The organism is Paenibacillus humicus NBRC 102415 (genome assembly GCF_004000905.1).
Classification (GTDB): Bacteria; Bacillota; Bacilli; order Paenibacillales; family Paenibacillaceae; genus Paenibacillus_O; species Paenibacillus_O humicus.
Map to the genome: position 1 here is coordinate 19,684 of NZ_BIMD01000030.1, position 24,808 is coordinate 44,491.

Consider the following 24,808-nt stretch of genomic DNA (forward strand, 5'->3'; position numbering starts at 1 on the left):
CTCGACACCTCCTATTGGTCCCGCAGGCTGCGGCCCGTCAGCGTCAGGAAGACCGTTTCGAGATTCGGCTCTTCTTCCTGCAATGCCTTCACTTCGGCGCCGCCGTCCATCAGCGACTTCAGAATCCGGTTCAGATTGTCCACGGCCGCGTCGCTCTGAATGCTCAGACGCCCTTCCTTCTCGTTCACCGCGCGCACGCCGGGAATCTTGCCGATGCTCTGGAGGCTGTAAGCCGAGCCCGGCTTCAGCTCGATCGACAGATCCTTGACATCGGTGATGATCGCCTTCAGCTGCTCCTTGGTGCCGTCCGCGATGATCTTGCCGTGATCGACGATGGCGACCCGGGAGCAGATTTCTTCGACTTCCTCCATGTAATGGCTCGTATAGATGACCGTGCAGCCGGATTCGTTGAGCTTCTTCACCGACTCCAGAATGTAGTTCCGGGACTGGGGATCGATGCCGACGGTCGGTTCGTCCATAATGATCAGGCTCGGCTTGTGCGCGATGGCGCAGGCGATGTTCAGCCGGCGCTTCATGCCGCCGGAGAAGGTGGACGGGCGGCTCTTGGCGCGGTCGCCGAGACCGACGAATTCGAGCGCTTCTTCGGTCCGCTCCTTCAGCAGCTTGCCCCGCAGGCCGTAGAGGCCGGCGAAGAAGGCCACGTTCTCGTAGGCGGTCATGTCGTCGTAGATGGCCAGGTCCTGCGGCACGATGCCCAGGTTCGTCTTGGCGTGGCGGCTATGCTTGCGGCTGTCCTTGCCGAGGATGCGGATCTCTCCCGCGCTCGGCTGCAGCAGCGAGGAGATCATGTTGATCGTCGTGCTCTTGCCCGCTCCGTTGGAGCCGAGGAAGCCGAAGATTTCGCCCTCCTTCACGTTCAGAGTCATATTGTCCACCGCGACGAAATTTCCGAATTTTTTGGTCAGGCCTTGAATTTCCAGCACGTTCATGATCCCCACTCCGTTTCCCTCATCCATTTGATGCTCTCAGTATAAGAAAAAAGGGTGCCCCTATGTCAGTGCATAAGTTCACCCTTTGGATATGAGAATTCTCATGTTCATGCGGAGGGCAGCCTTCCGGGGAACCATGAAATTCTTCATGCATCCCTTCATTATTGCGCAGGCTTGTCCCCGTACGGCAGCAGCGTCGTGACGCTGAAGCCGCGGCTGCCGTCCGCGACGACGGTGCCTCCGACCGAAGCGGCCCTCTCCTCCATGCCCTTGAGTCCAAGCCCCTTGACGATCTTGTCCTTGCCCCGCCCGTTGTCTGTCACGACCGCCTTGATGTAGCGCTTCAGCACGCTCACCTCGACATGGACGGCCGTCGCTCCGCTGTATTTGAGAACATTGGTGAGCGATTCCGTCACGTTGTCCTGGATGATCTTCCAATAAAGAGGTCCGATGGACTCCAGATCTCCGCTCCCGCTGACGCCGGCCTGCAGGCCGCTGCTCATCCCGAAGCTCTCGACCTTCTCCCGCAGCCGGCTCATTCCGAGCTGCTCCGTCGGCGGCTTGAGGCGATGCAGCGTCAGCCGGATCTCCTCGATAGCCCCCTTGGAGATGCCGATCGCATTGTCCAGCAGCTGCCCCGCCCGTTCCGGATCCCGCGCCAGAAGCCGTTTCGCCGCCTCCATCTGGATGAGCGCGCCGGTCATGGAGTGGCCTACGCCGTCATGAATCTCCTGCGACAGCCGGTTGCGCTCCTCCAGCTTGTGCGTGTACTCGGAGCTCCGCTGCAGCTCCTGCCCGTCGCTAAGGCGGCGGGCCAGCCGCTCCTGCTTCATGCGCAGCCGGTCCAGCTCCTCCTCGAAGCCGATGGCCTTCATGAGCTGCGCCGAGTACAGCAGATAATGGAACCAGGCCGCAACGGCCACGAAGATATAGCCGGCAAGCAGCCCATCCCGAAGAAAGAGCAGAGGCAGGAGCGATCCCGCCTGCAGCATGGCTCTCCGCCTTCCGTGGAGAAAGGCCAGCTCGCAGGCGCTGAAAGGCAGCAGCAGCACGAACAAGGGGCTGCCGTATGCGCTCGCGGCGAGCAGGAACAGGACAACCGCGCCAATGGCGCCGGTTTTGGCGTTGATCGGGCCGAGCAGACGGACCGACATGCTGAGCGCGATATAGAGAAGCGCGAGCAGCATGAGCAGCGAAGAATGCGCCGCGGTCACGTCGGCGAAATAGGCTGAAGCCATGATGAAGGCCAGAGCAAGCAGCTTGTTGCCCATCGTCCACAGCTGCATGGCGCTAGGAAAGCTTGCCCGTGAGGTAGTAGATCGCGATCTGCGTCCGATGCTCCAGGGCTGTCTTGTTCAAAATGGAAGTGATGTAGTTGGCGATCGTGCCCTCGGAGATGAACAGCTCGCGGGAAATTTCCTTGTTGGACAGCCCCTTCGCGATCCGGGCCATGACTTCCAGCTCCCGTTCCGTAAACAGGCTGCGGTCGATCGCCGGCGCCGGCGCCGCCGGGGCGGCGGGAGCGGTCAGGCCGGCCCTCAGCTTCTCCAGCACGGCGTCCTGCAGCACGCTGTGGCCGCCATGGACGCTGCGGATCGCAGCCGCGATCTGCTCCGGGTCGTTGTTCTTGAGCAGATAGCCCTTGGCGCCGCTGCGCACCGCATCGAGAATATAGGCGTCATCGTCGAAAGTCGTCAGAATGAGCGGCTTCGCCTGCGACCCCTCCGAGATGAGCCGGGCGGCTTCGACCCCGTTCATGTTCGGCATCCGCACGTCCAGCAGCGCCACGTCCACCTCATTCGCCTTGCAGTAGTCGACGGCCTGCAGGCCGTCCTCGACCGCGGCGACGATGTCGAACTCGCCGAAGCTGGCGAGGATGATGCGCATTCCTTCCCTGATGAATGAATTGTCGTCGGCAATCAGCACCTTGATCATCGGTGTTCCTCCCTATGGCGTCCGGGGCCTGTTTTCACAGGCTTTAAGTGGTAGTTTACCATGAAAAGGAAGGCGAGAAGAGACTAATTGCCCCGGGCCGGGCATATACATGACGAACGATGCCTGATGGGAGGACTGCCCGTGAAAAGGCTGCATCTGATGCTGATCATTCTCCTTGCCCTGCTGCTCGCCGCTTGCGCCGCATGGGGAGCTCTATGGATATACGGCTCCAAAACAACTGTGCCCTCCGGCACCGAGGCGGGAGGATTGCCTCTCGGAGGATTGCCGAGGCAGGAGGCGCTGCGGCTGCTGCAAGCTTACGGAGAAGCGATGGATGGCCGCGCGGTCATCCTGCAGGACGGAGGAGGCCTCGCCTCGTTCGACGCGGACAAGCCCCCGGCCTCGGGCGGCGGGGGCTTTGCGGCAAGACTTATTCCGAATGAAAGCGGCGGCAGCCTGGCGGCCGAGACGTCCGGCAGCCTGACGGCCAGTGCGTCCGGCAGCCTCGCGGCCAACGCATCCGGCGGCCTGACGGCCAATGCTTCCGGCGGCCTTGAAGCTGAAGCTTCCCGCAGCGCCTCCTGGACGCTGCGGACGCTCGGGTTCCGGCTCCGGCTGGACGAAGCGGAGGCTTCGGTCCGCCGGCTGGCCACAGGCTCCGCATGGAGCCGGGCCAAATACCGCTGGCAATGGGACAAGCGGCTGCCGGCGAAGCTCGAGTCGCGCCGCGCGGCGTTCGATGCCGCGCTGCGCCGGAAATGGGGCTTCTACGACGAGCGGCAGCCCATCGACGCGGTGCGGACGATTGGCGCGGACGATCGCGTCGTGTACACGCCGGGCCGGAGCGTCCTCCATCTGGACCTGGACCGGCAGTTCAGCCAGGTCCGTGCTTGGGCGGCGCTTGGCCGGATTGCCGCCTCAGAGCCTCAGAATGAGCTTCTGCCCTCGGCTCGTTCCCTGAAAGGGCTCAAAGGCAAAGCGCTGCTGAAGCAGCTGGGCGTCAGCCCCGTTCTGGAGGGGAGGCTTCAAATGAAAGCCGTGCTCCCCAAGGTCACGCTCGCGTCGCTGCGGGAGGAAGGAATCGACCGGCTGATCGCCAGCTTCACCACCGACTACAGCGCCAGCTCCCAGGGAAGGGCGTTCAACGTCTCGGAGACGGCCCGCACGTTGAACGGATGGCTCATGAAGCCGGGCGACGTCTTTGATTATGGAGAGGTCATCCGGATCACGGAGCGCGAGACCGGCTACCGGGAAGCGCCCGTCATCTTGAATGGCCAGCTCACCCCCGGCATCGGGGGCGGCATCTGCCAAGTGTCCAGCACGCTCTACAACGCCGTGCTGCTGGCCGGCCTCGACATCGTGGAGCGGCGCAACCATTCGCTTCCCGTCTCCTATCTCCCTCTGGGGCGGGACGCCACCTTTGCCGACGGCGTCATCAACTTCCGCTTCCGTAATTCCACCGGCAAGCATATTCTCATCCAGACCAGCTCGGGCGACGGGAAGCTGACGGTGAAGCTGTACGGCACGCTCCCGCCCGACGTCAACTATGAGATCCGCACCGAGACCGTCCGCTCCCTCTCCCCGGCCGTTCAGCTGAAGCCGACCTCGCTGCTCGCTCCCGGCGAGAGCCAGGTTTTGACTCCGGGCAAAAAAGGTTATGTCGTCGATACGTACCGGATCCGTTATGTAAAAGGCAAAGAAACGTCGCGCCTCCGCATTTCGCGGGATACGTACAAAGCCCAGCCGGAAATCGTCGGCATCGGGCAGCAGCCGGGCCGTGCGGCGTCGCCCTCCCCCGGCGGCGCGGACTCCGGTCCGGCCATGGGCGGCACGGGCCCTGAAGGCTCGTCGGCGGGCTTGCTGGAGGACGGCATCCGGCTGCTGCGGTAGCAGCCGAAGCCATGCTCCCCGCCATCAGCAATGACGGCGGACAAGGCTGTACCGTTTTCATTTCATGGCAGGGGGCTGGGCCGATGCAAGCTCCGATCTCCGCCGCTTTCAAACTTTGCCGTTATGGGGTCTGAATATGGCTTCTTCAGCCGATGGCTGCTGCGAGGGCCGAATTCCCGCGTCTTCAAGCGATGACCGCAGCAGCAGCATCGCTGCGGCCGGGATAATATCGGTCCACCGGAGCCGGCCTGCCGAACAGGTAGCCCTGGAACAGCTGATAGCCCTGCAGCTTCAGCCAATCGAAATCCTCCTGCTGCTCGATTCCTTCCGCAAGCGGGACCGCTCCGACCCGCAAGGCCGCTTCCAGAAAGGACAGCGCGGAGCGCTGCTTGTCCGCGTCCCGCGCGACGCCCTGCACATGCTGCATGTCCAGCTTCATGTAATGGGGACTCAGCTCCGCCAGCAGCTCTTCGGTGCTGTATCCCGCCCCCGTATCGTCCAGCGCGCACCGGAATCCCCGCTCGCGGTAGTAGGCCATAATCCGCTTCAAATGCTCCGTATCCTCGACCTTGTCCGTCTCGACCACCTCGAAGACGAGCAAGGAAGGATCCGCTCCAAGCTTCGCGGCGAGATTCACGGTCGTCCGAAGGCAATATTCGGGAGCATAGATGGCCGTCGGGACAAAATTGATGAAGGCCCTGGTCTTCAAAGGAGCCGCATGTCTGACCGCAGCCATGCGGCAAGCCTTGTCCAGCGCGTACAGGCGCCCCCGCTCCCGGGCCGCCTGGAACATTTCGCCCGGGTAGATCAAGGTTCCGTCCTCCCGGATGAATCTCGCCAGGAACTCATAGGCGTACAGCTCCCCGTTCCCGTTGACGATCGGCTGGATATGGCAGCTGATCCGCTCTTCGCGGATCAGGTCGTCGACCCACTTCGTGCCGGCGATCGAGCCGGCTTCGGCCAGCGATCTCCACCCTCCCCCGGCAGCAATGCGGAAGGCGATCGCCTCCGTATCGGCATGGTCCCGGCAAAAATCAAGCATGCCCGGCAAATCCGCTTCCGATATCCTCAGTATATTGTCCTCGAAAACCGCGTCCTTTCCTTGATTGCGCAGTTGATCCGCCGCTTCGCGGACCGCGAGCAGACTTTCCTCGCCTCCGCAGCGAAGCTCGATTCCCAATGGTTCCATCCTGCAGCTTGAGCATTCCACCCTTACCCGCTCCTAATCCTATAATCCAGCCTCGGCCAAGAGGCCAGTCCACCCCAATGATTTTCATTTCGATAAGCATAGTCTTTTTCCAAATAGAACCGAAAAGAGAATGGCAACTTTTTCTATACCCGTTTCTCTCATTGTTGAAACACCGAAGAATTTTTTTCCCTTCCTACAAAAAAGCTTACCAACCATGTGCATTTTGCCGTTATATACAAAAAAGGAAACCGGCTTGCCGCCGTCCGCCGATTGTCTAAGGAGATTAACCGCCGATGCCTATCCTTCACAGCTCCTATAACATGCCGCTTGCTGCCCTATCCATCCTGATCGCCGTGATTTCATCGTTCACGGTTCTTGATCTTGCCATATTGATCGACAAGGCCAGAAAGCGCACGCGCTACATCTGGACCCTCTCCGGAGCCGTCGCGATGGGGCTCGGCATCTGGTCGATGCATTTCGTCGCCATGCTGGCCATGCATCTGCCCGTCCGGGTCACCTACCATCCGATGCTGGTCCTGGTATCCATCGTACCGGCGATATTCGCCTCCGGCCTTGCCTTGCTCACCGTCAGCGGCTCGTCTCTTCCTATGCTGCGCTCATGCTCGGGCGCCGTGCTGATGGGCGCCGGAATCGTTTCCATGCATTATACCGGCATGAAGGCCTTAGTCGTAGAGGCGCATGTGACCTACAACACCCCTCTGGTAGCGGCATCATGCGCCATCGCCGTCCTGGCTTCCCTCGCCGCCCTCCATCTGATCTTCGCCATCAAGCAGCGCTCCGGCACTTCCGGCGTCTGGAAATTCAAGTCCGCCGGAGCGGTCTTGATGGGCCTGGCTGTCGCCGGCATGCACTATACGGGCATGGCTGCCGCTTCCTTCCACCATATAGGCGGAGCCCCAGCCGGCCACGACTCCTCGCTGGACAACACGCTGCTCGCCTATGCGATTTTCATCGGCATGCTCGTCATCCTGGGCCTCGTCTTCATCAGCACCTATTTGAACCGGCGCTTCGAATCCCAGTCGTTGGAGTCCGAACGCAAATTCAAATCCGTCATCGAATCGGCCAGCGACGCCATCATCCTCGCCGACAGCCGGACGATCATCCAGTCCTGGAACAAGGGAGCCCAGCGCATCTTCGGCTACTCCGAAGCCGAGGCGGCCGGCAAGCCGCTGGAGATGATCATTCCGGACCGCCTGCGCGACGAGCACCGCAAGGAGATCGAGCCCTATGCTTCCCCGCTTGCTCCCGACGGGTCCGGAAGCGTCCTGGAGCTGTCCGGGCTGGGCAAGGACGGAGTGGAGTTCCCGATCGAAATGTCCCTGGCATCATGGACCGAAGACGGAGAGAAGTACTTCAGCAGCATTATCCGGGACATCACCGAGCGAAAAAAAGCCGAACAGAAAATCAATCAGATGGTGTATCTAGACGCTCTCACCGGATTGCCCAATCGCCTGCTGCTCGGAGACCGGCTCAAGCAATCGCTTGAATTCGCCAAGGAGACCGCCCAGCAGGTCGGCATCCTGTTCATCGACCTGGACCGGTTCAAGTATGTCAACGACACGCTCGGCCACTCCACGGGCGATCTGCTGCTCATCCAGGTATCGAAGCGGCTGCGGGACTGCATCGACAGCGGCGACACCGTATCGCGCCTGGGAGGCGACGAATTCATCATCCTGCTGCCGGGCACGACCTCGGACGAGATCAGCCGCAAAGCCCTCCTCATCGTCAAAAGCTTCGCCAAGCCGATCCTGATCTCCGGGAACGAAATGTTCGTCACTCCTTCCATCGGAATCAGCGTGTACCCCGGCGACGGCCAGACGCAGGAGACGCTCATCCAGAACGCCGATACGGCCATGTACCGCGTCAAGGAGCAGGGCAAGAACCACTTCCAGTTCTACACGCCCGAAATGAACGAAGCGGTCACCCGCAGGATGAAGCTGGAGCACGGCCTGCGCAAAGGTCTCCAGAGAGGCGAGTTCAAGGTCCACTATCAGCCTCAGGTCGATATCATGTCCGGCATGATCGTCGGTCTCGAGGCGCTCGTCCGCTGGCAGCATCCGCAGTGGGGCCTTATTTCGCCGGCCGACTTCATTCCGCTGGCCGAGGAAACAGGCCTCATCATCCCCATTGGGGAATGGGTGCTGCAGGAATCGTGCCGCCAGAACAAAGCCTGGCAGGACGAGGGCTACGAGCCGATTCGGATCGCCGTCAACATCTCCTCCCGCCAATTCCAGCAGAACGATTTTGCCGAAATGGTCAGCTCGACGCTGGAGGCGACCGGCCTGGATCCGCAATACCTTGAGCTCGAGCTGACCGAAAGCATCGTCCAGAACTCGCAGAAAGCGATCTCCATCATGCATAGGCTCAAGGCGATGGGCATCTGCCTGTCGATCGACGACTTCGGCACCGGCTATTCCTCGCTGAGCTACCTGAAGCTGTTCCCGATCGACAGCCTCAAGATCGATCGCTCCTTCACGCGCAACCTCCTCCAGGATGCCAAGGACGAAGCGCTCGTCCATACGATCATCAATATGGCCCACAACCTCGGGCTCAAGGTCATCGCCGAAGGCGTGGAGACCGACGAGCAGCTGCAGTATTTGCTGCAGCGCCAATGCCATGAAGCCCAAGGGTATTTTTTCAGCCAGCCGATTCCGGCCGAAGAGCTGACCGGCTTGCTGAATACGCTCAGCGCCTAATGCAAGGGAGCAGGAGCGAGCCCGCATCAATAGGGATGCAATTGTCCTGCGGCAAGGACGGAAAACGGAGTATGCCTGATCCCCAACAAAAAGAGCACCTGCGTCCGTCGACGCCAGGCGCTCTTTTTTGCTTGAACCATACCGGCTGCATCCAGCCGCAGACTTCAAAGCCCCCCATTTTCCGTGAAAAAAGAGCGCTCAACGGATTCGTGGTCGAACCTGCTTCACTTCGCTTTGCTCCGGAGCTTTTTAGTGCTCCAGAGCCCTTTGGCGCCCGGATGCCCTTTAGGCGCTCGAAAGCTCAGCCGCGAAGCATGAAGTCCAATACCGCCAGAGCGGCCAGATGGGCGGGATAGAACGATCTCCACAGCCAGCGCGGAACTTTCAGCTTGTCGAGCCCATTCCGCAGATCTTCTCCATAGGCGAGCAGCAGCGTCGGGGCGACGCTGAACAGCTGAAGCGCCCACGATGATCCGTATGCGGCGATGATCGCTGCGTTCAACAGCAGATGGAGCATCACCATCCTCTTCCGGCCTGCATACCGGAAGATCAGGATCAGCAGCAAGCCGTAGGCATTGTAGTCGAAAGGAAGCTCCTGCATGAGGATGCAGGCCGCTGCCACCAGCAAGGCCGCGGCAGTCCCCCCGGCAATGCGCCGGCCTTTGCTTGAGCCGCTGCGTTCGGCGTCGGAATGGCTGTCGGGGCGTGCGCTCCACTCAAGCAGGCCGTCGAGAGCGAAGATGACAAGCGCCGCGGCGAGCAGAGTAAAGATGACGTTGTAATGGTTCGTACCGAACGCAAGCATGTAAGGAACCTGCGCGATGGCCGCGAGCAGCGCGAGCCTGCCGATGTACCGTTTTCGGGAGCGGGTCATCAGGCAGCCGACGGCGATTCCATAGGCGTAAATGGGAAATGCGATCCGCCCGACGATGCGCCAGGCTGTGGAGTCGGGAAAAAAAATGATACCGATATGGTCGATGAGCATCGAAAATATGGCCAGCAGCTGCATGAACGTCACCTCTTTCTCGAACGGGGCGTGAGTACGGTACGGACAAAGCCTGCCTTTGGTATAGATGATAAAGAATTCAATCCCCAAAATCCACCCTGCCGCTGCACCGGAACTCTTCCCCTCTCCTTTTCTATCCTCTCTATCCGATCCTTCCCTTGCCGCCCCCCTCTTTCCCCCTCTATTTCACCCCAAATACCTCCATCTATAGTCCTCTCTATCCCCGCCCTTTCCTATCCTTGCTTTCTCCCTGTCCTCCGCCGAGCCTGCCGTGCGCTCTCTTCTCTACCCCTAGCCGGACGATGGTTTGTCCTGAAGCGGCAAAAAGCCCCGTCCGCGCATGGCGGACAGAGCCCTCTTCCTTTCGCTCAATCGCAAGGCATCGCTTGCGGAGCCGCGCAGGCATGCTGCCTGCTAGTTCTGCTTGGCGGAATACGCCTCTACCCAGCCTGCCGTCTCCGCGAGCGCGGCTTCCGCACGCCCGATGGCGGCTTCGACCTGCGGACGGGCCGTGCCGCCGTAGACGTTGCGCGCATTGACGACCGTCTCCGGCTGCAGCACCTCGTAGATGCGCTCGTCGAACAGCTCCGAGAACCCCTTGAATTCATCCAGCGTAAGGTCCAGCAGGAATTTGCCGTTCTCGATGCAGTACAGCACCGTCTTGCCGATCACCTCATGCGCTTGGCGGAAAGGCAGTCCTTTGCCGACAAGGAAATCGGCGATATCGGTCGCGTTGGAGAAGTCCTTGTTGACGGCCTCGCGCATCTGCCCGCCGTTCACCTTCATCGTCGCGATCATCGGAGCGAACAGGCGCAGCGCGCCGGAGAGCGTCTTGACGGTGTCGAACATGCCTTCCTTGTCCTCCTGCATATCCTTGTTGTAGGCGAGCGGCAGCGACTTCAGCACCGTCAGAAGGCCCGTAAGGTTGCCGTACACGCGGCCCGTCTTGCCCCGCACAAGCTCCGGCACGTCCGGATTTTTCTTCTGCGGCATGATGCTGCTGCCCGTGCAGAAGGCATCGTCCAGCTCCACGAACCGGAACTCCGTGCTCGACCAGAGGATCAGCTCCTCCGACAGGCGGGACAGATGCATCATGATCATGGAGGCATGGGAGAGGAACTCCAGGATGAAATCGCGGTCGCTGACCGCGTCCAGGCTGTTCTCGTATACGCGGCCGAAGCCGAGCTGCTCCGCGACGTAATGGCGGTCGATCGGGAACGTCGTTCCCGCCAGCGCGCCGGCTCCGAGCGGCAGCGTGTCGATGCGCTTGTAGCTGTCCTGCAGCCGCTCGGCGTCGCGCCCGAACATGCTGACGTAGGCCATGAGATGGTGGGCGAACAGAATCGGCTGGGCGCGCTGCAGATGCGTGTAGCCGGGCAAGATCGTGTCCAGGTTCTCCTTGGCCTGGCCGATAAGCGCTTCCTGCAGGCTGCGCAGCAGGCCGACGAACTCGACGACGCGCCGGCGCAGGTACAGATGCATGTCCGTCGCCACCTGGTCGTTGCGGCTGCGGCCGGTATGCAGCTTGCCCCCGACGGGGCCGATATCCTCGATCAGCGCTTTTTCAATGTTCATATGGATATCTTCGTCGGAGACGCTGTACTCCAGCTCGCCCTTGCGGATGCGCTCCAGCACGCGGCTCAGCCCGCCCTTGATCGTCTCGACGTCCCCGGAAGGCAGGATGCCCTGCTTCCCGAGCATTGACACATGCGCCAGGCTGCCGCGCACGTCCTCCTCCGCCAATTCCTTGTCGAACGTAATCGACGCCGTGTATTCCTCGACCAGCTGGTCGGTCTGCTTCGTAAACCTTCCGCCCCACAGTTTGCTCATCGCCCTGCTCCCCCTTCGGATATGACAACGGGCTTGCGCGCCGGACCGGCGCAGCAAGCCCTTATGCTTTTTTTGGATTCATCGCCCGCCTCGCAAAGGCTCAGGCACCTTGATCGGCTGCGATCAGACTTTTGATTCATCAAACCGCCTTCAGTTCGGCAATCCGCCTTCAGTTCGGCAAATCGCTTGCGGCCCCGTCTGTCCGAACCGGATCCGCAATGCCGGATCAGCCCTGGCGGCTCTGCTCCACGCCGGAGGATACCTTCAGACGCAGCGCGTTCAGGCGGATGAAGCCTGTCGCGTCGCCTTGGTCGTAAGCCTGCGACGGATCGGCCTCCATCGTGGCGATATCCGGGTTGTACAGGCTGACCGGGCTTTTGACGCCGGCGCCGATGACATTGCCTTTGTACAGCTTGAGGCGGACGGTTCCGCTGACGTTCTTTTGGCTTTCCTTGACGAGCGCCTGCAGCGCAAGCCGCTCCGGCGCGAACCAGAAGCCGTTGTAGACGAGCGTCGCGTACTTGGCGATAAGCGAGTCGCGCAGATGCATGACATCGCGGTCCATCGTCAGCGACTCCATTTTGCGGTGGGCGCTGAACAGGATCGTGCCTCCCGGAGTCTCGTATACGCCGCGGCTCTTCATGCCGACGAACCGGTTCTCGACCATGTCGACACGGCCGATGCCGTGCTTGCCGCCCAGCTCGTTGAGCTTGTCCATCACCTGCAGCGGGCTCAGCTCTTCGCCGTTGATTGCAGTGCAATTGCCCTGGTCGAACGTCAGCTCCACGTATTCGGCCTTGTCCGGCGCGCGCTCCGGAGACACGCTGAGCACGTACATGCCCTCGTTCTCCTCCGAGCTCGGATCGAACCAAGGATCCTCCAGCATGCCGCTCTCGAAGCTGATATGCAGCAGATTGCGGTCCATGGAATAAGGCTTCGCGGCTGATGCCTGAACCGGAATGCCATGCTTCTCGGCGTAAGCGATCATCTCGGCGCGTCCCGGGAACTGCGCCCGGAATTCCTCGCTGCGCCAAGGCGCGATGACCTTGATGTCCGGCGCCAGCGCGGCGGCCGTCAGCTCGAAGCGCACCTGGTCATTGCCTTTTCCCGTTGCGCCGTGGGCGATCGCGGTCGCACCTTCGGCGCGGGCGATGTCGACCATTCGCTTGGCGATCAGCGGCCGCGCGATGGACGTTCCGAGCAGGTACTGCCCCTCGTAGAGAGCTCCGGACTGGAACATCGGATAGATGAAGTCCTTGGCGAACTCGTCCTGCAGGTCGTCGATATAGACCTTGGAAGCTCCCGTCGCCAGAGCCTTTTCCTCCAGTCCGTCGAGTTCTTCCTTCTGGCCGATGTCGGCCGTAAAGGCGATGATTTCCGCGTCATACGTTTCCTTGAGCCACTTCAGGATGACGGATGTATCCAGGCCGCCTGAATAGGCGAGCACGATCTTTTCCTTTGCCATATCGCTTTTATCTTCCTTTCCTTGTCCCGTCCGGTAGCCCCTTGCCCTCGGGCAGGCCCCGATCGTTCGATTTCGTCGGAGCCGCCTCTACATGAGAGCGGCCATAATCGCTTTCTGCGCGTGCAGGCGGTTCTCCGCCTCGTCGAATACGATGGAGTGTTTGCCGTCGATGACGCCCTCGCTCACTTCCTCGCCGCGGTGAGCGGGCAGGCAGTGCATGAACAGGTAATCGGCCTTGGCATGCTTCGTCAGGTCCTCGTTGACCTGATAACCGGCAAATGCCCGCTCGCGCTCCGCCTGCTCGGCCTCCTGACCCATGCTCGCCCACACGTCGGTGTAGACGATGTCCGCTCCCTCGATCGCTTCGCGCGGATCGCGGCAGACGTGGATCACAGACCCGGTGCCGGAAGCGACGGCTTGCGTCTGCTTCACGATAGCGGCATCCGGCTCGTATCCTTCCGGAGTCGCCACGCTCATGTGCAGGCCGAGTTTGGCTGCGCCCATGAGCAGCGAATGCGCCATATTGTTGCCGTCGCCGATATAGGCCACCTTGAGCCCTTCCAGCTTGCCTTTGTGCTCGAGGACGGTCTGGTAATCGGCCATGACCTGGCAAGGGTGCTCGGAATCCGTCAGGCCGTTGATGACCGGGACGGTGGAAGCGCGCGCCAGCTCGATGACGGTGCGGTGGGCGAACGTGCGGATCATGATGCCGTCCAGATAACGGGACAGCACCTGCGCCGTGTCCGAGATCGGCTCGCCGCGTCCGATCTGCAGATCGTTGCCGCTGAGGAACAGCGCCTGTCCGCCGAGCTGGTACATGCCGACTTCAAAGCTGACCCGCGTCCGGGTGGACGCCTTTTCAAAAATCATGCCGAGGGTTTTGCCCTTGAGCGGGTGATAGGCCTCTCCGGATTTCTGGACGCGCTTCAACTCGATCGCCAGCTCGATGAGGTAGCGGAGCTCCTCCGGCGTGTAGTCCGCCAGCGCGAGAAAATCGCGCCCTTTGAGGCCTGCCGCCAGCTCCTCGCTGCGGGCTCCGGCCAAAATAAGAGGTTGCTGCATTAATGGAACACCTGCTCTTTCTATGCTCGCCGCCGGTCGTCCGGCGGCGCTTGGATTCGTGGAGATCGGGAACCTACACCCCAATTAGGTTTGGGATGTTTAGTTCTGGGATGCCGTGACCGTCTTCTCCTTGAGGACGGCGGCGATGATGCCGACAGCCTGATCGATCTCGTCATTGGAGACGAGCAGATTCGGCAGCAGGCGGATGACGGTCGGGCCGGCGGGCACGACCAGCAGTCCGCGCTCGTGGATCGTCGCGATCACGTCGGCGACCGGACCTGCGCATTCGATGCCGATCAGCAGGCCGAGCCCGCGGATCTGCGTCACCCAAGGATTGCCGGCGAGCTTCTCGCGCAGCTGGCCGGTCAGGTAGCTGGCCGCGCCTGCCGCGCGGTCATACACCCGGTTGCCGGCGATTTCCTCGACCGTCGCCTTGACGACGGCGGAAGCGATCGGCGTTCCCCCGAAGGTCGTCGCGTGGGAGCCCGGTGTGAACGCTTCGCGGAGGAATTCCTTCGCCAGGACGGCGCCTACCGGAAAGCCGCTTCCGAGCCCTTTTGCCGAGGTGAAAATATCCGGCTGCACGCCGTAATGCTCATGGGCGAACAGCTTGCCCGTGCGTCCCATGCCGGTCTGCACCTCGTCGACAATCAGCAGAATGCCGTTATCCTTGCACAGCTTGACGATGTCGTGCAGGAACTCCGCCCGGACAGGCAGGACGCCGCCCTCGGCCTGGACAAGCTCCAGCATGATCGCGGCGGTCCGCTCGCTCACGGCAGCCTTGAGCGCGTCGAGATCGTCCATCGGCACGGTGACGAAGCCTTCCGGCAGCGGCAGATAGCCCTCCTTGACCTTGTCCTGGCCCGTTGCGGTCAGCGTTGCGAGCGTCCGTCCATGGAAGGACTGGGAGAAGGTGATGATCTCGTACCGGTGCTCTCCCTTGATCTTCTGGAAGTACCGGCGGGCCAGCTTGATCGCGCCTTCGTTCGCCTCCGCTCCGGAGTTGCAGAAGAAGACCGCATCCGCGCATGTATGCTGCACGAGCAGCTCCGCTGCCGCTTCCTGCCCCGGAATATGGAACAGATTCGATACATGCCAGACTTCATCGAGCTGCTTCACGAGCGCGTCCTTGATCACTTTCGGCGCGTGGCCGAGGTTCGTGACGGCGAGGCCGCTCATGAAATCGAGATATTTCTTGCCGGTATCGTCCCATAGCCAGCTTCCCTCGCCTTTGACGAGCGCGATCGGATATCTTGCGTAGGTTGGAAACAGTGCGCTGTTGCTCATTGCAGATCCACCTCTCCCTATCGTTATATGGACTCGCAGCCGGATGGCTATTGGTGCGTTGAAATCCTAGAGTCGCTCCGCCGCCGGACGGCTCTTGGTGCGTTGAATCCTAGAATCGCTTCGCCGCCAGATGGCTCTTAGTACGTTGAATCCTAGAATCGCTTCGCCGCCAGATGGCTCTTCCGATCGCTGTTGCCGCCAGATTTCCTGAATAGATGGATTCAATGGTTGAAATCCGGCGGCAAAGGCGACCATTGTCATTTCTCCAGGGCCATTCCGGCCGCTCCGCTCTGGGATTCAACCCCAAGGGCCAATCCGGGTGCTCCGCTCCGGGCTTCAACCCCAAGGGCCATCCCGGATGCTCCGCTCCGGGCTTCAACCAAAGTGCCCTTCCGGATGCTCCACTCCGGGCTTTACCCCCAGGGCCGCCCCGGATGCTCCGCTCCGGGCTTCAACTCCAAGGGCCACCCCGGATGCTCCGCTCCGGGCTCCACCCCAAGGTGCCCTCCCGGATGCTTCGCTCCGGGCTCCACCCCAAGGTGCCCTCCCGGATGCTTCGCTCCGGGCTTCAACCCCAAGGGCCGCCCCGGATGCTCCGCTCCGGGCTTCAACCCCAGGGCCGCCCCGGATGCATTGCTCCGGATCAGCCTTATGCTGCCGCTCCAGGCATGCTACGCAAAGCGGAATTCCTCTCTGCTGAAGGGAGGAGGAGCCTGCCTTCAGGAGGCAGAACTTCCTCCATCAGGAGGACGAAGAAAGACGGAGGGGCTCTGTAGAAGCGGAGCGTTCGCATTTGAAGACCGGATTCCCCCATTCATGGGGTAAGTTCAAGGAATCCGGGCTTCAACAGCGATCGGAAGAGCCCTCCGTTTTCGGAGTCTGCTCCCGTCTTCAACAGCGATCGGAAGAGCCCTCCGTTTTCGCAGTCTGCTCCATAGGAAGAGCCCTCCGTTTTCGCAGTCTGCTCCCTGCTCCCTGCTTCAGCCTGCAATCACCGTGCCGACGCCGCCCTCCAGGACGGCCCGGCTGAGAATGTCCGGCTCGGTGCCGCTGACAATGGCGACCTCGCGGACATTGCCGTGCAGGCAGGCGAGAGCCGCGCGAACCTTCGGAATCATGCCGCCGTAGATTTCTCCGGTGGCGATCATCTCCTCGATCTCCGCCGCGCTCACGCGAGGCAGGACCGTCTTGGCTCCGTCCACGGTGCGCATGATGCCCGGCACGTCGGTCACAACGATCATCCGTTCTACGCCCAGATGGGAAGCGACGGCTCCTGCCGCCGTATCGGCATTGATGTTGTAGCGCTGTCCGGCCGCATCGATGCCGACCGGCGCGATGACCGGGATATAGCCCATTCCCATCACGCCTTCAATGATTTCCGCGTTGACGTCCGTCACTTCGCCGACATGGCCGACCTTGCCGGCATTGCCGACAGGCCTGGCCTGGATGAGCATGCCGTCGACGCCGGAGAGCCCGAGCGCCCGCGCTCCCGCGCCTTGGATGCGCCTGACGATCTCCTTGTTGATCGTTCCCGAGAGCACCATCTCGACGACGTCGAGCACTTCCTCCGTCGTCCGCCTGAGCCCGTCGACGAACTCGGTCTCGATGCCGAGCTTCTCCAGCGTCCCGGAGATGGCGGGGCCGCCGCCATGCACGATGACCGGCTTCACGCCCTGCTCCTGCAGGCGCCGGAGATCTTCGAAGAACGCGGCGGGAAGAGCCGCAAGCGTGCTTCCCCCGCATTTCATCACAAACCGCTGTTCCATCTGCCTCATGCTCCTTCATCCGCTTCATGCCGCTTATGCTCAAGCCGGTTGAAGCTTCATGCCGCTTATATTTTCGCCTGTTGACGGTTTCTGCTGTTAAGTGCGGTAAGCCGCATTGATCCTTACGTAGTCATAGGTCAGGTCGCAGCCCCAGGCTACGGCAGCGCCGCCGCCGATATGGAGATCGACGATGATTTCCACCGTGTCGCCCTTCAGGTATTCCAGCGCCGCTTCTTCATCGAAGGCGACCGGCCGGGATTCCTTGAGCGTCAATATCGGTCCGAGCGAAATATCGACGCTGTCCGGATCGAGCGGCTCGCCGGCCCGGCCTGCGGCCGCGATGATGCGGCCCCAGTTGGCGTCGGCGCCGAAGACGGCCGACTTTACGAGCGAAGAGCCGACGATCGTCTTCGCGATGGCAGCCGCCGACCGGTCGCTCTGCGCTCCGCTGACGCGGACCTCGACGAGCTTGGTGGCGCCTTCGCCGTCGCGGGCGATCGCCTTGGCCAGCACCTCGCATACATATCGCAGCGCATCGCCGAACGAGTTCCAATCCGGATGCAGCGGCGTCAGCTCCTCGCCGCCGGCAAGCCCGCTCGCCATCGCGACCAGCATGTCGTTGGTGCTCGTGTCCCCGTCCACCGTAATCATGTTGAAGGTGCGGTCCGTAGCGGAGCTCAACAGGCTTTGGAGCGCCTCGCTGCCGATATTGGCGTCCGTCGTGACGAAGCCGAGCATCGTGGCCATGTTGGGATGGATCATGCCGGAGCCTTTGGCGGCGCCTGCCACATGAATCGTCCTTCCGCCCGCTTCGACGGCGACGCAGATCGATTTTTTCACAAGATCGGTCGTGAGGATCGCCTGGCAGAACTCATTCGCGCTCCGATCGTCGCCCGCCAGCTGCTTCGGCAGGCGGCCGATGCCTTCGCGCACGCGGTCCATCTTGAGCAGCTCGCCGATGACGCCGGTAGAGGCTACCGCGATCTGCTCGGCCGGAATCCCGGCCGCTGCCGCGAAGGCGGAGCGCATCTCGTACGCGTCGGCCTCGCCCTGCTTGCCCGTGCAGGCATTGGCGTTGCCGCTGTTCACGAGCAGCGCGCGCAGCCTTCCTCCCGCCGCCAGGCTTTCCCGGGTCACCTTGATCGGGGCCGCCTGCACCTTGTTGGTCGTATACACCGCCGCAGCCGCCGCAGGAACCTCGCATACGATGGCTCCCAGATCGTTGCGGCTCGTCTTTTTCAGTCCGCAGTGAAGCCCGCCCGCCCGAAAGCCTGCCGGTGTCGTAACGGAGCCGTCCTGGACGATCGTGAACGGCTTGCCTGCTGTCTCTTGTGTCATCGCGTAAATCGCATCTCCTTCTAGTGGGGTTCCGCCAGGGAATTAAGGATACATCGGGATGAACTGCAGGCCGGCATTCTCTTCCCAGCCCATCATCAGGTTGAGGTTCTGGATTGCTTGGCCGGCTGCGCCTTTGACGAGATTGTCGATGACCGACACGATCGTCACACGTCCTGTGCGACGGTCAACGGCAAAGCCGATGTCGCAGTAGTTCGAGCCGGAGACTTCCTTCGTCGCCGGCAAGACGCCTTCCGGCCGAATGCGCACGAAAGGGCGGCCCTCATAGAACTGCCGATACAGCTCGATGAATTCCTGCTCGGTCCGATCTTCCGCCAGCGAAGCGTACATCGTCGCCATGATGCCCCGCGTCATCGGAACGAGATGGGTCGTGAAGGTGGCGACGATATCCCTGCCTGCCGCATCGGACAGGACGCGCTCGATTTCCGGGATATGCTGATGCTTGTTGACCTTGTAGGCCTTGAAGTTCTCGTTCAGCTCCGAATAATGGGTGCCTAGGCTCGCCCCCCTGCCCGCGCCGGATACGCCGCTCTTGGCGTCGACGATCAGCGAGGACGGATCGATCCAGCCCGCCTTGATGGCCGGCACCGCGCCCAGCAGCGTCGCCGTCGGATAGCAGCCCGGATTGGAAAGCAGCTCCGCCCCGCGAACCTGCTCTCCGTAAATCTCCGAGAGGCCGAATACCGCCTTCTCCAGGTAGGCCGGATCGGCGGCCGGCTTGCCGTACCAATGCTCATATACATCCGGCTGAGGCAGGCGGAAGTCGCCCGACAGGTCGATGACCTTCAGTCCTTCCTCCAGCAGCTGGGGCGCCATCCGGCTCGCCACTCCGGCCGGAGCGGCCAGGAAGACGACATCCGCCTTGCTCTTGATCTCTTTGGGGTCTACGCCATCCAGAACCCCCGGGAAAATATCCGACAAATGCGGGTACCCGTCCGCAATCGGCGTTCCGGCGCTGGAAGAGGAAATGACCGAACTGACCTCCGCATACGGATGCGCCTGAAGCAGCCGGATCAGCTCAACGCCTCCGTAGCCGGTTGAGCCTACAATGGCAGCTCTTGTTTTTGTCCCCATCATCCAGCACTTCCCTTCCTCGCCCTGATTCCTGAGAGAGGCCGCCGCAGGCCTCTTATACCTGAATCATTATACGTTTATATTAATAATAATACAACCGGAAATATGACACTCCTTTCCTTCTAGAACCGGCTTCCGCCTTCCTTCAAGAGAGCAGAAAAAGACGCGGATAGATTCCGCGTCTTCTCGGCTTGAAGGTTCAGCTCCTTACGGACGGCAGCGGCGACAGCAGCAGGCAGAACGGAAGATTGCTTCCGGCGGCTGGAGAGATCCGGATCTCTACGGATTCCTCGCCTGCTCCCGTCCGGTAGAGAACGCTGTTCTGATCGGTTGCAGAGGCCGCTCCCAGATGGGAGAACGTGACGACCGAGCCGTTGACCAGCGCCGAGCCGCGGAACAGGCCTCCGCGCGGATTGAAGGTCAGCAGCGTATGGGGAGCCACGCGCTCCAGAACGATCTTGTACAGCACTCCGTAATTGCCGGAGTTCGTCGCCGGCGTCCCTTTGATGCCGTCATAGCCGGTCTGGAAGGGATCGGCATTATTGTCGCTCAGATAGATCCTGGCAGGGGTCGTCCCCACGACAGGCGCATAATCGAATATCCGGGTGGAATCTGCAAAGGTCCCTCTGACGATCGACTGGTTCGGATCCAGAAACGGCAGGCTGGGTAGAGCGGTCAGAGGATCCCGATCCGCTTTGACGACCAGAGAGGTGTACTTGACGGCGCTGTCGCTGGCCACTTCTCCCTGGAACGTGACGATATCGCCCTGGCTGAGGGCGTTCTGGCCTATCTCCTGGAACAGGAGGCGCGTTTCGCCCGGAGCCAGCACCAGCTCCCGCGCGGCAGAGCCGGATGCGATCGAAGCGAAGTAGCGCTGCAGCGACATCTGGCCCGCTATTTCGCCGTAAGGAGTCGGACCTGCCATTCCGGAGCTTTCGATGAAGAGCGTTGCCGGCCGAGGGTTCGGATTGCTTGCGAGCATGTAGATTTTCAGCTTGGGTCCCGTTGTGTTTTTGTGGTGAAGCAGAATCCTTGCGGGGCCGTCGATGACGTCCTGGTACAGTACCCCTTCCTCCCGGATGGATTCCGGACCGGTAGAGCGGAAGAGCGTATAGGGCTCGGTATCGTATGTAAAAGGCAGCAGCTCCATGTTCTTCACGGACGTTCCGTCGATGGGAAAATTGGAGCCGACGGGCGTGAACAGGCGGTTGAACTCATCCTCGGCATACAGCGTTTCGTCCGTAATCAGGATTTCCTGCGAAAATGCGGCGGCAGCTCCATGCTTGTCGGTCACCGTCAGCGACACTGTCACTGGGCCGGGCCGGAAGTAAGCCGCCTGCTTCCCCGTCCACTGGCGGTCCGTGATGGCATTTTCTTCATCGGTGCTTTCGTCGGCAATGACGACCGGCTCTCCCATGCGGTACTCCTTCTTGTCGGTGCTGAACATCGCCACAGGAGGAATGTTGGGGCTTGTTACGGTTATGGAAAGGGTATAGGGCTTGCTCCATCTCCCCGCGGTATCCTGAACCTGATAGGTGACGGGATAAATGCCCGGCTCTGCGAACACCTCCTGGCGTCCTTCCCATTTTTCCTGCACGATCTGGAGATTGGACGGGGAAGAGGCTCGCGCCTTGTATTGAACCCGGGTTTCGCCGGCGATAATGTCGCCAGCTTGAACGGTAAACGATGCCGCCGGTTCGGCAGCCTGCTTGAGTGTAATTGTATGCGAGCGCTGATCGACCGTGTAAGGAATTTGCAGCGCGGCTGTGATCGAGGTGAGCGGCACCATGAAGACGCCTTTGTCCGTATAAGCCGCCCCTTTCATCAGCGTCCGGATGCCGCTGGCCGTATAATACTTGCTCTTGTTCGTGAAACGGGCCTCCAGCCCCGCCTTGCGGACGACGGTCTCCTTCTTGGCGGGGACGTACGCGACGCTGAAGCCGAGACGTTCCGCCAGCGAGCGCAGGCTTCCATAGGAGACTCCGGCTTTGACGGCGAGCGGCCTGGCTGCCGTGTAGGCCTTGCTTCCCTGCTCCATGCGGGCGCTGTTCATGTACAGCAGCAGATCGCCGGATGGCGGGACGGGCATGCTTGGCGAGGCGTTGCTCGTTGGAGACTCGCTTGGCGGGGAAGCATCCGAGGATGGGCTCGGCAACGCCGCTCCCGGCGATAACTCGGCGGCAGCGGCCGGATCCGGCGCCGCGCTTGCCGACGCTCCTTCGCCTGAAGGAGCGGTCGGCGGCGCTGCCTCCGACGCCCTCGATCCGTCGGCCGTTATGCCGAGCTCGGACGCAGCTCCTGATGCTGCTGCATATGCTGCGGATGCCGCAGGCGTCTCGGCCGGAACCGGTACGGACGCGGCCAGCGCAAAGGCCAAGAACATCATTTTCCCTTTCAAATCCACAACTCCTTTGGTTTACTTGACGCCGATCACCAGGACGCCGGCCACGATAATGCCGCATCCGATCCATCTGTTCGGCGGAACGGCCTCCCCGAACAGCCGCCATGCCAGCAGGAGGCCGAGCACATAGGCCAGACTTTGCAGCGGATAAGCTGCGCTGAGGGGAAGCCTCGACAGCACGGCCAGCCACAGAACCGTGGCGATGCCGTAGAGGGCGATGCCCGCGAGGATAAGCGGAGACAACAGAACCTGAAGGAGATTGTCCGTTCCCAGCCCTCCGGTCCGATCCAGTCCGAGCTTCCAGATCGTCTGTCCCGCAACCAGACACAGGATGTTGAAGAGAAGCAGCAGGTAGGCCATCACGTCATCTCCTTTTGTGCGGGATGCTGCATAGCCCCTTCCAGCTCCTCCACCCGCCGCTCCAGCCGCCTGACCTGCTCCTGCCGGAGCGCGGCCGATTGGGTCAAGGTGATCGTTTTCTGGGTCAGGGCTGAGAGGGCCATCGTCATATGCAGAAGCAGGAACAGAACCCCCATGAGTCCGATGAAGTACAGCAAGGAAGGAGCGTACACGACATGAATCCGTTCCGCGAGGCCGTCGAGCAGTCCGGGAAACAGGGAGAGCGCCGTCATCCCCGTCCCCAGCAGCAGCCACAGCATGGCATACTGCTCCCGCAGCTTGCGCCTGCGGATGAGCAGCAGGATGGTGCATACAAAGCCAAGACTGACTGCAAAGCTGATCCAATAAAATTCAGTTCCCATATCCGATGCTCCAGTCGCGCTTCTTTTTCGTCTTGGTCATGAGCACGGCCAGGATGACCTTGGCCATGTAATAGGCCGACTTCATCGCCGATATGCTGGAGACGCCTCCCTGACGCTCCGACATGACGACCGGCACCTCGATGAAGGAGCCGCGGTGATTGTCCAGAAGCACAAGAGCCTCCACCTCCGGGTAGTCCACCGGATATTCCCGGGCGAATAAAGCAATGGCTCTGCGCCCGCAAAGACGGTACCCCGAGGTCGGATCGGTGATCCGCTGTCCCGTCAGAGCCGATGCCAGGCGGGCAAGCAGGGTGATGCCGAGCTTGCGGGCGAAGGTGGATTGGAAGCCTCTTCTCTCGATGAAACGGGAACCGACGACCATATCGGCTCCCCGCTCCTTCATCGCTTGCAGCAGAGCGGCCAGGTCGGCGGGGTTGTGCTGGCCATCGCCGTCGATTTGCGCCGCATAGGCATAACCGTTCTCCTCCGCGTAGCGGTATCCCGACTGCACCGCCCCGCCGATGCCGAGGTTGCAGCCGAGATTCAGCACCGGCACGCCCTCCATCTCGGCTTGGCAGCCGGTGTCGTCCGCGGAGCCGTCGTTGACGACGACGATGTCGGCATAAGGGGCCAGCCGCCGGATGGACTCGATCGTGCCCCTGATCCCGGCAGCCTCGTTGTAGGCCGGGACGATGACCAGCACGTCCGCTTTCTTTTTGGACTCATGCGCCTGCCGTCTTTCCATCGTCAATCCCTCCTTTGCCATGCGGCTTGTTCATCCGATTGTCCTGCCGGCGGCGCAGGGCTTGGACGGCCATGACAGCCGCTGCGCTGTCGAACACGATAAAAAACGGCATCGCCGTAAAGTTGTACCGGTACTCCGGGACAAACAGCAGCCGGAGCGCCGACATCGCGGCGAGCAGGAGGGCAGGCAGCGCCGCGGGATGCCTCCAGCTGCGGCCGATCACCATCGCGGCGCCGGCCAGCACCCCGGCCCAGATGATCGCCAGATGATAGACATACCGCATCGCAGCCGGCATGACGGGGTACAACGGCGTATGTCCGCTTCCATAGAACATCCGGCCGTAGGTGTACTTGAGCTTGCCGACGGTATACCACTTCACATAGGTCCGTGCATGCTCCGTGAATCCGATGCGAAGCCGTTCCTTTGCTACCTCCATCTGCGTTTTGCCATGCCTGTCCACGAGTCCGTCCTCGTAGTTCTTGTCCGGATAGGTTCCGGCCGCGAACGGATTTACCTGGGTGGAGGCGACAACGAGCTCATGCAGCGCGACAGCATTGCGTACGACCCATGGAGCAAGCACGAGCGCCAGCCCGGCACCGCAGATGACGAATTGAAGCAGCGTCTGCTTCCACTTTCGGCTCCACAGCAGGAAGAGCAGGTGGACAAGGACGAACAGCGGCAAAAACTCCGGCCGAGTCAATACGGCGAGTCCAAGCGAAGCCCCGGCCAGCAGCATCGGCAGCTTCCGCTGTGTCCGGTAAGCGAGAAGCTGGACATAGACGTAAAGCACCAATAGAAAAGCGGCCAGCGTCTCCGTCAGGATGCCTCCCGTCGTCCAAATGAAGGCGGGGTACACGGCACCCAGGAAAGCGGCCAGCAAGCCGGCCCATCTTCCTGCCAGCATCGAGCCGAGCCGGTACATAAGCACGAGCATCGCCGTGCTCAGCAGCGCTTGAATGCAGCGGATCCACGGATAAGGATCGTGAACGCGGTAGTCCACCGCCTTGTATACAGCCGCCATGAAGAGCGGATATCCCGGAGTAACCTGAGCATTGGACTCCCCGCTCTTGTAGGCGTAGATTCCCTTATCCAGCAGCTGCCTGACCATGATGTCATAGTTGACCGTGTCGTGGCTGACCTTGTGGCTGACCGACAGCACGAAGTCCATTCGCAGGAAAGCCCCCAGGCCGACGACGGCCAGAAGCAGAAGGAGAACGATCTTTGGGCTGCTCTTCTTTTGATCCCGTTCAAAGGCGACAACTTTCATTTGATCCTGCTTCCCCTTTCCCTGGCTCGGCACTTGACCGAGCGACACTCTCGCGGTCGTTTCACCCATTATCGCTGGAAAGGCTTAATAATCTGTTGACCAGGTTT

General features: G+C 61.4%; 19 protein-coding genes. 2 read left to right on the top strand and 17 right to left on the bottom strand.

Going from position 1 to position 24,808, the window contains the following annotated elements; genetic code table 11:
* Nucleotides 1–11: 11 nt before the first annotated feature.
* The 3 genes from PHU01S_RS17015 to PHU01S_RS17025 all read right to left on the bottom strand — a co-directional run bounded on the left by PHU01S_RS17015 (nt 12) and on the right by PHU01S_RS17025 (nt 2,885).
* Entirely contained in the window at nt 12–950 is a 939-nt protein-coding gene (locus PHU01S_RS17015; RefSeq protein ID WP_127508725.1) for an ABC transporter ATP-binding protein, read from the bottom strand.
* Nucleotides 951–1,111: 161 nt separating this feature from the next.
* Nucleotides 1,112–2,221: a sensor histidine kinase gene (locus PHU01S_RS17020; RefSeq protein WP_218032467.1), complete on the bottom strand. Its 1,110-nt coding sequence runs from the start codon at nt 2,219–2,221 to the stop codon at nt 1,112–1,114.
* Nucleotides 2,222–2,240: 19 nt separating this feature from the next.
* Nucleotides 2,241–2,885 (bottom strand): response regulator transcription factor, encoded by a 645-nt coding sequence (locus PHU01S_RS17025; RefSeq protein ID WP_127508731.1) that lies wholly within the window; start codon nt 2,883–2,885, stop codon nt 2,241–2,243.
* 141 nt (nt 2,886–3,026) lie between these two features.
* Between PHU01S_RS17025 and PHU01S_RS17030 the strand changes: the two genes are divergently transcribed.
* Nucleotides 3,027–4,775 carry a VanW family protein gene (locus tag PHU01S_RS17030; protein WP_049868341.1) on the top strand — a complete coding sequence of 583 codons (1,749 nt, stop codon included), beginning with the start codon at nt 3,027–3,029 and terminating at the stop codon, nt 4,773–4,775.
* A gap of 184 nt (nt 4,776–4,959) precedes the next feature.
* Here PHU01S_RS17030 and PHU01S_RS17035 read toward each other — a convergent pair whose 3' ends face one another.
* Nucleotides 4,960–5,964, bottom strand: coding sequence for an EAL domain-containing protein (locus PHU01S_RS17035; RefSeq protein ID WP_127508734.1), 1,005 nt, complete (start codon nt 5,962–5,964; stop codon nt 4,960–4,962).
* Between the two features lie 293 nt (nt 5,965–6,257).
* Between PHU01S_RS17035 and PHU01S_RS17040 the strand changes: the two genes are divergently transcribed.
* On the top strand, nt 6,258–8,681 hold the full coding sequence (locus PHU01S_RS17040) for a bifunctional diguanylate cyclase/phosphodiesterase (RefSeq protein ID WP_021881073.1): 2,424 nt from the start codon (nt 6,258–6,260) through the stop codon (nt 8,679–8,681).
* 301 nt (nt 8,682–8,982) lie between these two features.
* On the opposite strand, the gene PHU01S_RS17045 is transcribed toward PHU01S_RS17040, so the two are convergent.
* The 13 genes from PHU01S_RS17045 to PHU01S_RS17105 form a co-directional block, all read right to left on the bottom strand.
* A complete protein-coding gene (locus tag PHU01S_RS17045; protein ID WP_246029263.1) occupies nt 8,983–9,777 on the bottom strand; it encodes a TraX family protein in 795 nt (264 codons plus the stop codon).
* A gap of 324 nt (nt 9,778–10,101) precedes the next feature.
* The gene (gene argH, locus PHU01S_RS17050) at nt 10,102–11,517 is read right to left on the bottom strand and encodes an argininosuccinate lyase (RefSeq protein ID WP_049868342.1); all 1,416 of its coding nucleotides are present in this window, start codon (nt 11,515–11,517) and stop codon (nt 10,102–10,104) included.
* Between the two features lie 226 nt (nt 11,518–11,743).
* A complete protein-coding gene (locus PHU01S_RS17055; RefSeq protein ID WP_048745188.1) occupies nt 11,744–12,982 on the bottom strand; it encodes an argininosuccinate synthase in 1,239 nt (412 codons plus the stop codon).
* Between the two features lie 87 nt (nt 12,983–13,069).
* Nucleotides 13,070–14,044 carry an ornithine carbamoyltransferase gene (gene argF / locus PHU01S_RS17060; RefSeq protein WP_048745187.1) on the bottom strand — a complete coding sequence of 325 codons (975 nt, stop codon included), beginning with the start codon at nt 14,042–14,044 and terminating at the stop codon, nt 13,070–13,072.
* Between the two features lie 99 nt (nt 14,045–14,143).
* Nucleotides 14,144–15,331: an acetylornithine transaminase gene (gene argD / locus PHU01S_RS17065; protein WP_127508737.1), complete on the bottom strand. Its 1,188-nt coding sequence runs from the start codon at nt 15,329–15,331 to the stop codon at nt 14,144–14,146.
* Nucleotides 15,332–16,311: 980 nt separating this feature from the next.
* On the bottom strand, nt 16,312–17,097 hold the full coding sequence (gene argB / locus PHU01S_RS17070; RefSeq protein ID WP_049868343.1) for an acetylglutamate kinase: 786 nt from the start codon (nt 17,095–17,097) through the stop codon (nt 16,312–16,314).
* 96 nt (nt 17,098–17,193) lie between these two features.
* Complete coding sequence (argJ, locus tag PHU01S_RS17075; RefSeq protein ID WP_049868344.1) at nt 17,194–18,435, bottom strand: bifunctional glutamate N-acetyltransferase/amino-acid acetyltransferase ArgJ; 1,242 nt, start codon at nt 18,433–18,435, stop codon at nt 17,194–17,196.
* A 42-nt stretch (nt 18,436–18,477) separates the two neighbouring features.
* Nucleotides 18,478–19,527: an N-acetyl-gamma-glutamyl-phosphate reductase gene (gene argC, locus PHU01S_RS17080; RefSeq protein ID WP_049869744.1), complete on the bottom strand. Its 1,050-nt coding sequence runs from the start codon at nt 19,525–19,527 to the stop codon at nt 18,478–18,480.
* Nucleotides 19,528–19,726: 199 nt separating this feature from the next.
* Nucleotides 19,727–21,925, bottom strand: coding sequence for a stalk domain-containing protein (locus PHU01S_RS17085; RefSeq protein ID WP_127508740.1), 2,199 nt, complete (start codon nt 21,923–21,925; stop codon nt 19,727–19,729).
* 18 nt (nt 21,926–21,943) lie between these two features.
* Nucleotides 21,944–22,288 (bottom strand): EamA family transporter, encoded by a 345-nt coding sequence (locus tag PHU01S_RS17090; protein WP_049868346.1) that lies wholly within the window; start codon nt 22,286–22,288, stop codon nt 21,944–21,946.
* Complete coding sequence (locus tag PHU01S_RS17095; RefSeq protein ID WP_049868347.1) at nt 22,288–22,689, bottom strand: DUF2304 domain-containing protein; 402 nt, start codon at nt 22,687–22,689, stop codon at nt 22,288–22,290. The genes PHU01S_RS17090 and PHU01S_RS17095 overlap by 1 nt, the downstream gene beginning before the upstream one ends.
* A complete protein-coding gene (locus PHU01S_RS17100; RefSeq protein ID WP_048745181.1) occupies nt 22,679–23,434 on the bottom strand; it encodes a glycosyltransferase family 2 protein in 756 nt (251 codons plus the stop codon). The genes PHU01S_RS17095 and PHU01S_RS17100 overlap by 11 nt, the downstream gene beginning before the upstream one ends.
* A complete protein-coding gene (locus tag PHU01S_RS17105; RefSeq protein WP_246029264.1) occupies nt 23,412–24,770 on the bottom strand; it encodes an ArnT family glycosyltransferase in 1,359 nt (452 codons plus the stop codon). The genes PHU01S_RS17100 and PHU01S_RS17105 overlap by 23 nt, the downstream gene beginning before the upstream one ends.
* Nucleotides 24,771–24,808: the final 38 nt, after the last annotated feature.